The organism is Fulverythrobacter fulvus (assembly GCF_037154085.1).
Taxonomy (GTDB): domain Bacteria; phylum Pseudomonadota; class Alphaproteobacteria; order Sphingomonadales; family Sphingomonadaceae; genus Andeanibacterium; species Andeanibacterium fulvum.
This window is the reverse complement of the sequence record NZ_JBANRM010000001.1, coordinates 365,774-377,365: the sequence shown is the minus strand read 5'-3', so window position 1 is coordinate 377,365 and position 11,592 is coordinate 365,774. Positions and strand designations below refer to the sequence as shown.

Sequence of the window (11,592 nt, the reverse complement as noted above, 5' to 3'; positions counted from 1 at the left end):
ATTTGCAGGGAATTTAGTCATGGAGTTCAGTACCTGTCGGGCTTTGGCATTGTCGAATCTCGCTCGTGCGATGGGCAATCTGAAAGAATCCGCCCCGATTGGTGATGAGCAATTCAAGTTTAATTTGTCTGCACTATCTGATCCAGATGGGATGAAAGAAGTTTTGGATCGTGTGCGAAAAAAATGCAGTGCACGATCAGCCGTAATTTACTGCTTTGAGCTGACAGATGGTTCTGGTTACGGCACAATGAAGGGCAAGTTTAAGCAACGGGCATCGCATTGTGAACACTCTGGCCGAAAACTACGATACAGTCGCCTATTGGATGAACCGAATCCCGCCTCACTGTATGTAGGCAGCTCAAAGTCATTTCCATCTAGGTTTGCGCAACACCTCGGTCTTATCGGGGGGGTAGACACATATGCGATGCGCCTGAACCAATGGGCGAGGGGTTATCCGATGGACGTGAAGGTATCGCTTTGGTTTTTCTCACCCCAGATGGATCAATGGACTCTCGAGCTTCTTGAGCAAGCCCTTTGGGACACGAAGCGACCTCTTCTGGGTAAGCGCAGTGGGCGTTAGCTCGAAAAGGGATGAAACTTGGTGACGGCCATGATCACCAGATCGGAGAGCTTCGTTTCTGAGAAGGTTAACTGCGACCATTTTTGTCGGATGGTTGCTTTAATGGGACTCAATGACCGAAAACTGTCGCACAAGCATTACCGACCCCATCAGGATCCCGACACTCGCTGCTGCGCGAGGTAGGATTGGGCTATCGTTCTGTCCAGGAAAGCAAGGGCCTGCGCTCGCTGGCTTTGAGTGGAAGCGTGACCTTGCGGGCGATCTGGACGCGGTGCGGGGGTGGGGGGCTGCTGCAGTCGTCTCTCTGATTGAGAAGCACGAGATCGAGCTGCTGGGGGTGGCAGATCTGGAGACTGCGGTTGCTGCGCGCGGGATGGAATGGTTTCATCTGCCGATCCCCGACGTCACGGCACCTGGCGAGGAATTCGAGCAAAGATGGCGGACGGCCGGAGCTCGGTTGCGCGGCTTGCTAATCAACGGGAACGGCATTTTCATCCACTGCCGCGGCGGGCTCGGCCGGGCCGGTACTGTGGCAGCGAGGCTGCTAGTCGAACTTGGCCTTGCTGACGCTAGCAGTGCAATCGCTCACGTTCGCTGCGTCAGGCCTGGCGCAATTGAGACGAAGGCACAAGAAGATCACCTGCGAGAGATCGAGCGCATCTACGATCGGTCCTATGGCTGTTTGGTTGGACTGGCGGTCGGAGATGCTGTGGGGACGACGCTCGAGTTCAAGCCGCGCGACAGCTATGCCCACATCACGGACATGGTCGGGGGAGGGCCGTTCGGCTTGGATGCGGGGACATGGACCGATGACACTTCCATGGCCCTGGCGCTCGGAGAAGCTCTCCTCGCCAGCGCGGCCAAGGGCTCGGCTTTTGAGCCGGGAGAAGCACAACTGCGTTTTGTCGATTGGTGGAGGAACGGCGCATTCAGTCCCACGGGAAGTTGTTTCGATATCGGGATCGCAACCCGGCAGGCCCTTGCTCGGTTCGAGGAAACGGGCGACCCGATTGCCGGCTCGACCGATCCGTACTCGGCAGGCAACGGCTCACTAATGAGGCTCGCGCCAGTCGCGATCTGGGGGATACAGCAAGATCCCGCAGTAGTGACACGAGTAGCCCGCCGACAGAGCATGACCACGCACGCTGCAGATGCGTGCCTCGAGGCCTGTGAAGCGTATGCACTGGTCTTGCGGGCGGCTATCCTAGGTGCCAGCTTTGAGGATGCTCTGGCGGTTCCCTCGGGTGAATATGGACCTGAGGTCGGTCCAATCATGGCCGGTAGCTGGCGCGGGAAAGCACGCGATCAGATTGCGAGCAGCGGATTCGTAGCGCACAGCCTCGAAGCAGCGATCTGGTCCGTGGCAAACACGACGAGCTTTGACGACGCCGTGCTGTTGGCAGCCAACCTCGGTGACGATGCCGACACTACTGCCGCAATTGCCGGGCAGTTGGCCGGCGCAATTTACGGCGCATCGTCGATCCGCCGATCATGGCTAGAAAAGCTGGCATGGCGCGAGGAAATTGAGACTCTCGCGCGTAAACTGGCGTTCCCGGCAGTCGCGCTCTCAAACTAACGTCGCGGCCGATACATGGCAGCGATCGGCGGCGTTGCTGTTCGGCCCGCATTGGTGCCCATGGGCACATAATGTGTCATGCTTGATGCCCTATCGCTGAATTAGCGGATAATGCGTCAGGTTTGACCCTTTACAGAAGGCCCCCGGCAGCGGGATCAGACGGCAGGCTTGGCCCAATTACCTACAACGGGATATTGGTCCCAGAAATACGTACGGGGTCCAAGCCTGCCTCCTCCGGCTGGAGGAACCGCGGTTTCGATTTGTCTGGATCAAACGAGGCGCCCGTCTTCCACATTGCCATCATGATCACAGCGAGCTTCCTCGCGACGGCAACGCGAGCCTTGAGAAATCCGATCTTTGTTGCCAGCCGGAGGCCCCAAGTACGCAATGAACTTTCGGTTTTGATTGTGCGAAGCAGCACGGTGGCTGCCGTGATTAGGTGCGACCTGGTCAGCTTGTTTCCGTAGCGGCTGATCCGGCCGCGGCGCGCGGTGGCGCCAGATTGATACAGATTGGGCGTTAGGCCGAGATAAGGCCCGACATCTCGATTGCTTCTAAAGCGGTACGGGTCTCCGACGGCGCTGTAAAATGACAGCGCTGTGATTGTCCCAACGCCAGGAATCGTCTGAAATCTGGCGCAAACCGGGATGCTGGCGGCCATTGTGCGCATCTTTCGATCCATATCCCAGATATGAGAGCGCAGATCTTCTCCCATCCTGACCAGGGGATCCAAATCGACGCGGATCGTCACGCCGTTGGTGCTCAAAAGCCTGAGTTGGTTAGCGACTTCAGCTGCGAGCGATCCTCGCCCATTCAGGAGCTTGATACTGGCACCGTGCAATCTGAATATGGACTGGAGCAGCGCATCCGTCCTGGCTCGATGCTTTAGCAGGGTTCGACGGATGTTGATCATTATCCGGATGTCCTGGTGCTCCACCGGTTTGATGAAAACATGGGGACCGAAGGACTGCGCCAGTCGGCCAAGCTCAGCGAGATCTTTGGCATCATTCGCATCTGTCTTTTGACGTCGGATCGCCAGGAATTTGCTTGATTTGCGAACGTCGGCGACTTGAACGGGAAAACCGAACGAACGGAGATCCCGAACCATCTGAGTGCCGACACTGGCCTCGATCGTAATAGACTGGACAGGCTCAACGCCGAACCGGCGAAGGATATCCCTTATCGGAGCAGCGCGGGTCTCAGTCATTGCCTCGAAGAAAACGTTTCCTTCGGCATCGACGAGGCAGACCGCAGTCTCCAAGTGGCCGGCGTCGAGGCCGACCCAGTAGCGCAGGTGCCGTGGCATTGTGCTCCCGTACGACGTTTGTTTCTTTTGCTTGCCCTACTGACCTTGTCGGGGCTGTCCGACTAGGATTGTTCCTCCGGCGTGTGATAGAGAGGTAGGAAATCGAAGGAGACGATAGGATGGAGCCGCGGGAGGCGTTGGATGGCCTAATCAGCGAGCGAGGAGAGACCTACGCATCGATTTCGCGCCTCCTCGGGCGAAACTCGGCATACATCCAGCAGTTCGTTAAACGAGGGTCTCCAGCCCGCCTTGACCAAAGCGATATAGCGCTGCTGGCATTGCATTTTGACGTGCCCGTAGAGATGCTCGGTGGAAAGGAGGGGCCGACAGTCGGGCAGCGTTCGATAGTAAAAGTCCCATTGCTGAACGGGACAGGTAACGATTCACGCTCACAATGGCGGCTGGTTGATGCGGCATGGCTCGGTCGGCTGTGTGATCAGCCCGCCGGTGTCGCAATCTTGCCAATTGTTGGTGAGGCGATGGAGCCGACCCTCCGTAATGGCGACGAGGTTATGATTAGCCGAGTTCGCTTCCAGGAGAGCGTGCGAGAAGGCCTTTACGCCATCCGTGGGTCTTCTGAAATCTTCGTAAGGCGAATAGCGATCGACCCAACGAAGAACCGTCTGACCGTTCTTACCGACCACCCTGCATATCCGAGCTGGCAGGGCATCCAGCGCAAAGGCGTCGATATTGTCGGCCGGGTGATCTGGATCGGAGCTCGGGTGGCCTAGCTGTCATTATGACACCGCGCTGCCTGAGGCTCTAAGCGGCCATCCCAGCGTGCGATGCTGGTGCGGAGCAAGATGGGTAGCAGTCGCGCTGGCTGAGAGGTGAAACGCCGACTCGCTCACGCGCAGTCGGACAAAGCGTAGGCCATGGATCTTTCACCGTGAACGCTGATGTGCGGAGGCTGAGTAGCCGCAGTGCCGAATTAGCGCGCTGCTACCTAGAGAGCTACCTAGCACAAAAATGCTCTCAATCGCCCGATCCGGCGAGCCTAGTATCTGATTGAAAAGTAGGGGGAAAGTGGTGGACGCACTAGGGCTCGAACCTAGGACCCGCTGATTAAGAGTCAGCTGCTCTACCAACTGAGCTATGCGTCCACACTGGCATCTGGGCGTTTCGGCCCGTTTCCGCCGTTCCGGCGACTCACCGGAGGCGCCCCATATAGAGGCTGTTTCGCCGGTGTGAAGGGGTTTTTGCCTTAAACAGTCAAGAAACCCAAAAAATATTGAAAGACAGAGTGTTATCCGCGCGTGCGGGCGCGGTAGAGTTCGGCCATGCGGCGCGCGGCCTCGCTCGAAAGCGACAGGAAACAGTCCGCGCTGCCTTCCAGGCAGTCGAAACGCTCGATGAGCATCGCTTCGACGAGGGCATCGACATAGGAACTCGAAATCTTGCCGTGATTCTCGTGCCCGCCGCCGAGTTCGCTGATGCGCATTTCGCGGCCGTCGATTCGCGCGATCATCAGTTCCAGCATGATGTCCCAGGCAGGCTCGCTGAAAAGCTCGCTGCCGAGGCACCGCTCGCGCTCGCGGCGCTGGATCAGCAATGTTTCGAAATAGTCGCGAGGCGCGGTGGGTGAGGATGCCTGAGTGCTGCCGTCGGAAGGAGCAGGGGGCAGATTGTCATTACTGACATCCGTATCGGCGCGGCGAGCGGCACCGGCCAGTTCATCCGCGAGGCGGGTAAGGTCGCGGTGGAGGTTCCACAGCGAGATGCTTTCGCGTTCCTGGGTGTCCTCCTGATCTGTGGACGTCACCGGGCCATTCATCGACAACAACACCTCGTCCCGGCCGCGTCGTTGCACGGTCGGTCAATGACGAGCTTCCTCCACGCAAAAGCAGGGACACATCCTTGAAGTTCGGCTTACGCCTCGCCTCGTGGATGTGTCCCGGCCCTGGGAGGAAACTCAGGGATAGTCTGAAATCCGGTCGCGGGGGGACGCCGGATTGGATCGGTCAACCCGATTTAATCGGGCAATTAATCGAATACGGTTTCAATTGCAAACCCTTTTGCCGCAATGCGGCATGGCTGGCATTGGCGGAAAATGGCGGTTTACCGCGTTGTAGAACGATGTTGCGAGGGCAGCGCACTCCGTGCAGCAATCGATGCGACCGGAGTCTTATCGTGGAATTTTGCTGCGCCGGTCGGCGCCCGCAGGGCGCATCGCTTAGTCGCTCGCGCGCTCAGGAAAGCCCGCGCTGCCCGCCCTGTCGGCTCCAGCGGTCAACCATCATCAAGGTGCCGATACAGATCATGTTGGTCATCATGGACGATCCGCCATGGCTCATGAAGGGCAGGGGGATACCCACCACCGGGGCAAGGCCCATCACCATCATCAGGTTGATGCAGACGTAGAAGAAGATGGTGGACGTCATTCCCGCCGCCAGCAGCGCGCTGAAGCGATCGGGCGCGCGGCGCGCAACGTTCCAGCCCCAGCGCAGGACGATGCCGAACACCAGCAGCACGGCAAGCCCGCCGATCAGTCCCCATTCCTCCGCCATCGTGGCGAACACGAAGTCCGTATGCGGCTCCGGCAGGTAATTGAGGTGGCTTTGCGATCCGTTGCCGAAACCCTTGCCGAACACGCCGCCCGAACCGATGGCGATCTTGGACTGGGTGATGTGATAACCCGCGCCGAGAGGGTCGCTCTCGGGATCGAGGAAGGTGGTGACGCGGCGGCGCTGGTAATCGTGTAAGGCGAAGAAATAGGCCATCGGTGCGGCGATGGCGGCAGCAAGGCCGCCGCCGACGAACCAGCGCAGCGGTAGCCCGGCAAGGAAGATCACCACCGCGCCGCCGAATCCGATAGCCAGCGCCGTGCCGAGATCGGGCTGCACCAAAACCAGCAACATCGGCACTGCGATGAGGCCTCCCGCCGGGACGATGGAACGCCATCCCCCGATCTCGCCCGAGGGCAGCGAGTGATAGAAACTGGCGAGGACCAGTACGATAGTCGGCTTCATCAATTCAGAGGGTTGCAGGACGATCGGTCCCAGATTCAGCCAGCGCTGGCTGCCCCCGCCGATTGCGCCCAATGCCTCCACCGCCATCAGCAGAACCAACACGGCCACATAAGCGGGATAGGCGGCCCAGCGAACCAGTTCGCGCGGCATGCGGGACATGATCAGCGCCATGATGAGGAATATGGCGAAACGCACGAGATGCGATGTCGCAAACGGGCTCATGCTTCCGGCAGCGGCCGAATAGAGCACGGCGCTGCCAAAGGTGGTCAGCGCCGTCAGCGGGATGATGACTTGCCATGGCAGTTTAGCGATTGGCGCGGGGATGATCGAACGGCTCATCAGCGCGGCTCCGCTGCAGGTGCTGCCGGGGTAGCGGCTGCCGGTTGCGGAGCGCCCGGGCCGGACTGTGCGGGATTGCTCGTTCCCGGCGGCGGGATTTCCTGATCCATCTCGACCGGGCGAGTGACCACTGCGCCTTGCGGTGATTCCTCGATCGCGGCGACAGAAGCGCGGGCTTCCGCATCGACCTGGCGGGCGATGTCTTCGGGATTGGAAGGCGGCTTGGGCACGGAAATGCCGAACTCGGTCGCGTAAGAGGCATATTTGCGCGCCATGCGTTCACGCGGGGTACCGCCCCATTCCTTCTCCAGTTCCTGCAGCTTCTGCATGCCGAGCGCGGGATCGTAGAGGAAGGTGATTACGTCGCGGGCGATCGGATAGGCCGCGCCCGAACCGCCGCCATGTTCGATCACTACCGCGCCAGCATAGCGCGGATTGTCGAAAGGGGCGAAGAAGATGAACAGGCCGTGGTCGCGATGCTTCCACAGCCCGCCTTTGCCGCTGGAGATGTTGAGCGAGACGACCTGTGCCGTGCCCGTCTTGCCGGCCATGTGGATGCCTTCGATGGGAATCCGCGCACGCCCGGCAGTACCGGCGCCATTCACCACCTCGTTCATCGCATTGCGGATGATGGTGGTGTGGTCCCCATGGAAGCCCATGCTCTGGAACTGCGGCTTCTTTCCGTCGAGGATCAGGCGCGGCATGATCTTGTTGCCGGTCGCCAGCCGCGTCGCCATCACTGCCAACTGCAGCGGATTGGCCAGCATGTAGCCCTGGCCGATTGTCGCGTTCACCGTGTCATAGGGTTGCCATGCCCGGTCGTGCTTGCGCATCAGCCATTCGGGATCGGGTACGGTGCCGAAGAACTGGCTGGATACGGGCAGGGGGAATTCTTCCTGCATGCCAAGCCTGCGGGCCATCGGGGCGATGACGTTCATGCCCATGCGCTGGGCGAAGTGATAGAAATAGACGTCGCAGCTCTGGTAGATGCCCTTGGCCATGTCGACCTGGCCGTGGCCCCGCCGGTTCCAGCAATGGAACACGCGGTTGCCTACACGAAGGCCGCCGCCGCAGAACACGCTCTCATGCGGGTCGAGCCCGGCTTCTAGGAAGGCCATGGAAACCATCGGTTTCACGGTCGAGCCAGGCGGGTAAAGCCCCTTCAGGACCTTGTTGCGCAGCGGCACGTGATCGTCATCCGCCAGCATTTTCCATTCGACACGCCCAATGCCGTCAGAGAAGCTGTTGGGATCGAAGCTGGGCATGGATGCCATGCACAGCAGGTCGCCGGTCAGGCAGTCCAGGACCACGACAGAGCCGGATTCAAGCCCGAGGCGCCGCGCGGCATAATCCTGCAGCGGGCCGTCGATGGTGAGCTTGATCGACTTGCCCTGCACGTCTTCGCGCGTTTCCAGATCGCGCACGATCTCGCCGCTGGCGGTGACTTCCACGCGCCGCGCGCCGGGTTCGCCGCGCAAGGTCTGCTCGAACTGCTTTTCGAGCCCGTCCTTGCCCATCTTGAAACCGGGCGTGACGAGCAGGGGAATTCGTTCCTTCTCGTATTCCTCGGCAGAGGCTGCGCCTACATAACCGATCAGGTGGCCGACGGAGGGACCGGTCGGGTAGTAACGGGAGAAGCCGCGCTGCGGCACGACGCCCGGCAGGTCGGGCAGGCGCACACTGACGGCGGCGAACTTGTCATAGTCGAGGCCGCTAGCCACTTCGACGGGCTGGAAGCCGCGCGCGTCCGAAAGCTTGTCCTTGAGATCCTGCACCTGAACCGGCGTGAGATCGAGCAGCTTGCCCAGTGTCTCCACCTCGCGGTCTGCGTCGAGCATCCGTTCAGGCACGATGTCCACGCGAAAGTCCGCGCGGTTCGAAGCGAGCGGGGCGCCGTGGCGATCGAGAATCCAGCCGCGGCGCGGAGGAATCAGCGACAGGTTTACGCGGTTCGATTCCGCCAGCACGCGGTAGCGCTCGTTCTCGGCCACGGCGAGATAACCCATTCGGGCGGCCAGCAGCAGGCCCACGCCGCCCTGTATCCCGCCGATCAGGAAGCTGCGGCGCTGGAAGGAGTGGTTGAGCGTCCCGGTGGTGTTGCGCGGCCGTGCCATGATCGTCAGCGGACCACCTTGATGCGGAACAGCCTGACCCGGTCGAAGAAGGAAACCATCCGGGCGACGATGGGGAACAAGAGCACGCTGAGCACGATCTGGGGAATGATCAGGGCGAGCCGGCCAGCTTCGAAATTACCGCCTGCGAAAAGGGCGCTCAACACCAGATAGGCCGCAATCAGTCCGGAAGCGGTTCCCCAGTCCTGCCAGAAGCCGCGCCAGGGAAAGCGCGCTTCGATTGCATCCAGGGCGAGGATCGCGGCGGACCAGAGCAGGATCGCATTGCCGAAGGGCTGGCCGCTGAACAGATCGTCGAATGCGCCCAGTGGCAGGCCGATCCAGGGTGGAAGCAGGCCCGGCCGCACGATCCGCCAAGCAAGCAGGATCATGAAGCCGAATGGCGGCATGACCGGCCCGGCAGCGATCACAGGCAGCAGAGGCGCGAGCGATCCCAAGACGATGGTGAGCAGCGGCACGCCGTGGGCCAGGATCACGGAATGGTCGCGGTTGATGGTCTTCCCGAAACGGTCGCGATGGGTCGCGGTCATGCGCGCGTCCATCCGGCGCTCCGGGCTCATTGCGGGCCACCGGGGGCGGGTTGGGCAATTACAGCGGCAGACTTCGGTTCCCACACCGGATCGACCGCGACGTGAATCGTCGCCGCGGGATTGGCCAGCGGCAGGCCGACAGCGCCGTCATTGGTGACTTTCTCCACCACTGCCACCGCGATACCCGGCCGGAAGATGCCGCCTGCGCCGGATGTGACGAAGACGTCGCCCTTCTTGAGCGGATTGATGCCGAGATTAATCAGGCGCAGCCGTAGCGAGCCGTCCGCGCGGCCTTCCGCGAAGGCGACGATATTGTCCGTATTGCGGCGCACCGGCACCATGCTGGCCGTATCGGTCAGCAGCATCACTCGGGCGCTGCCATCTCCCGCTTCGAGCACTCGCCCGACGAGCCCCATGGGGGAGCGCACCGGCATGCCGGGCCTTACGCCGGAATCGCGTCCGGCCGAGAGATAGGCGAACCGGCGCGTACTCGCGGAGCTGGAGCCGATCAGGCGCGCATAGGCGACCGGCTTCACTTCTTCCTCGCGCAGGCCGAGCAGGGCCTTGAGGCGCTGGTTCTCGGCCTCGATTGCCTTGGCTTCGGCCAGGCGTACGCGGGCTTCGGCCATTTCGCGCTGGAGCCGTGCGTTCTTGTTGCCAGCGTCGAAATAGCCGGCGATCGCCTGGATCAGGCTCTGGCTGTCGCTACGCACTTCCGCACCGGCGCGGCCGGCGGGCTGAACCACGTCGGTCGCTTCGGCACGCAGGGAAGACATTGCTTCCTGCTTCCAAGTGGAAAGCAGCAGCAGTCCGGCGCCGACGAGGACGCCGATACCGGCCACGAGATATCCGGTAAAGGCGCTGAATTGCGCCTTCTTCGAATGGCCCGTGCGGCGTTTTGTCGGCGGCGCCATGCGCCCATTTCCTTATTGGGCCGACGGACGGCCGTTATGAGCTGCCCCCCGGCGGTTTGACTGTCTCAGGCGGACATCAATACGCCGCGATAGACCGGATCTTCCATTGCCCGGCCAGTGCCGAGGGCAACGCAGGACAGCGGATCTTCCGCCACGCTCACCGGCAGGCCGGTTTCTTCGCGCAGATGCTCGTCCAGACGGCGGATCAGCGCGCCGCCGCCGGTGAGCACGATGCCCTGATCGACGATATCGGCTGCCAGTTCAGGCGCCGTGTTCTCAAGCGCGATCCGGACGCCTTCCACGATCGCCCCGATGGGTTCGGACAGCGCTTCGGCGATATTCGCCTGGTTGATCGTGATTTCCTTGGGCACGCCGTTCACGAGATCGCGGCCCTTGAGCGTGATGATCTCTCCCACCCCGTCTTCCGGAACCACGGCAATGCCGTAATCCTTCTTGATCCGCTCAGCCGTCGCATCGCCGATCAGCAGATTGTGGTGTCGGCGGACATAGGAGACGATTGCTTCGTCCATCTTGTCGCCGCCAGTGCGGACCGAAGTGGTGTAGGCGAGGCCGCGCAGCGAAAGCACGGCAACTTCGGTGGTGCCGCCGCCGATATCCACCACCATGGAGCCCACCGGTTCGGTAACCGGCATGTCAGCGCCGATTGCGGCAGCCATCGGTTCCAGAATGAGGAACACTTCCGAAGCGCCTGCATTCGAAGCGGCGTCACGAATGGCGCGGCGTTCCACCGAAGTGGAGCCCGAGGGCACGCAGACCACGATTTCCGGATAGCGCAGCAGGCTCTTCTTGCCGTGCACCTTGCGGATGAAGTGCTTGATCATTTCTTCCGCGATTTCGATGTCCGCGATGACCCCGTCCCGCATCGGGCGGATCGCGTCGATGTTGTCGGGCGTCTTGCCCATCATCATCTTCGCATCGTCACCCACCGCCTTGACGCGCTTCACGCCGTTGATCGTCTCGATGGCGACCACCGACGGTTCGTTAAGCACGATCCCGCGATCCTGCACGTAGACCAGCGTGTTGGCGGTGCCGAGGTCGATCGCCATGTTCTGGGAGCCGAGCTTGAAGAATTTCGAAAAGAAGGAACTCATCAAGGAAATCCGTATTGTTTTCCAACCCTTTGACGGGTGCTGTTATGAGGTTCGCTGTCGCAGTGCAGCGATGGGACGCGGCTGCTTAACGCAAGCGCCCGGTAAAGGCCAAAATTTTGTGAGGAAAGCGATGC

10 protein-coding genes and 1 tRNA gene are annotated in these 11,592 nt (G+C 61.1%); 3 read left to right on the top strand and 8 right to left on the bottom strand.

Features of this window, described 5'->3' with window-relative positions:
• Nucleotides 1-19: 19 nt before the first annotated feature.
• Both WFP36_RS01795 and WFP36_RS01790 read left to right on the top strand, forming a co-directional pair.
• A complete protein-coding gene (locus tag WFP36_RS01795) occupies nt 20-580 on the top strand; it encodes a hypothetical protein (protein ID WP_240884205.1) in 561 nt (186 codons plus the stop codon).
• 112 nt (nt 581-692) lie between these two features.
• On the top strand, nt 693-2,156 hold the full coding sequence (locus WFP36_RS01790; protein WP_336977339.1) for an ADP-ribosylglycohydrolase family protein: 1,464 nt from the start codon (nt 693-695) through the stop codon (nt 2,154-2,156).
• A gap of 181 nt (nt 2,157-2,337) precedes the next feature.
• Here WFP36_RS01790 and WFP36_RS01785 read toward each other — a convergent pair whose 3' ends face one another.
• Entirely contained in the window at nt 2,338-3,462 is a 1,125-nt protein-coding gene (locus WFP36_RS01785; protein ID WP_336977338.1) for an IS110 family RNA-guided transposase, read from the bottom strand.
• A gap of 119 nt (nt 3,463-3,581) precedes the next feature.
• Here WFP36_RS01785 and WFP36_RS01780 point away from each other — a divergent pair, with 119 nt between their 5' ends.
• Nucleotides 3,582-4,193, top strand: coding sequence for a S24 family peptidase (locus tag WFP36_RS01780; RefSeq protein WP_336977337.1), 612 nt, complete (start codon nt 3,582-3,584; stop codon nt 4,191-4,193).
• Nucleotides 4,194-4,489: 296 nt separating this feature from the next.
• Here the strand turns inward: WFP36_RS01780 and WFP36_RS01775 are convergent.
• The 7 genes from WFP36_RS01775 to WFP36_RS01745 all read right to left on the bottom strand — a co-directional run bounded on the left by WFP36_RS01775 (nt 4,490) and on the right by WFP36_RS01745 (nt 11,458).
• A tRNA-Lys gene (locus WFP36_RS01775) sits at nt 4,490-4,565 on the bottom strand.
• A 143-nt stretch (nt 4,566-4,708) separates the two neighbouring features.
• The gene (locus tag WFP36_RS01770; protein WP_336977336.1) at nt 4,709-5,224 is read right to left on the bottom strand and encodes a hypothetical protein; all 516 of its coding nucleotides are present in this window, start codon (nt 5,222-5,224) and stop codon (nt 4,709-4,711) included.
• Nucleotides 5,225-5,651: 427 nt separating this feature from the next.
• Nucleotides 5,652-6,770 carry a rod shape-determining protein RodA gene (gene rodA, locus WFP36_RS01765; protein ID WP_336977335.1) on the bottom strand — a complete coding sequence of 373 codons (1,119 nt, stop codon included), beginning with the start codon at nt 6,768-6,770 and terminating at the stop codon, nt 5,652-5,654.
• On the bottom strand, nt 6,770-8,884 hold the full coding sequence (gene mrdA / locus WFP36_RS01760) for a penicillin-binding protein 2 (protein WP_336977334.1): 2,115 nt from the start codon (nt 8,882-8,884) through the stop codon (nt 6,770-6,772). The genes rodA and mrdA overlap by 1 nt, the downstream gene beginning before the upstream one ends.
• 5 nt (nt 8,885-8,889) lie before the next feature.
• Complete coding sequence (locus WFP36_RS01755) at nt 8,890-9,462, bottom strand: rod shape-determining protein MreD (protein WP_336977333.1); 573 nt, start codon at nt 9,460-9,462, stop codon at nt 8,890-8,892.
• Nucleotides 9,459-10,346 carry a rod shape-determining protein MreC gene (locus WFP36_RS01750; RefSeq protein ID WP_336977332.1) on the bottom strand — a complete coding sequence of 296 codons (888 nt, stop codon included), beginning with the start codon at nt 10,344-10,346 and terminating at the stop codon, nt 9,459-9,461. Before WFP36_RS01750 ends, WFP36_RS01755 begins: the two co-directional genes overlap by 4 nt.
• A 65-nt stretch (nt 10,347-10,411) precedes the next feature.
• Nucleotides 10,412-11,458 carry a rod shape-determining protein gene (locus WFP36_RS01745; protein WP_336977331.1) on the bottom strand — a complete coding sequence of 349 codons (1,047 nt, stop codon included), beginning with the start codon at nt 11,456-11,458 and terminating at the stop codon, nt 10,412-10,414.
• Nucleotides 11,459-11,592: the final 134 nt, after the last annotated feature.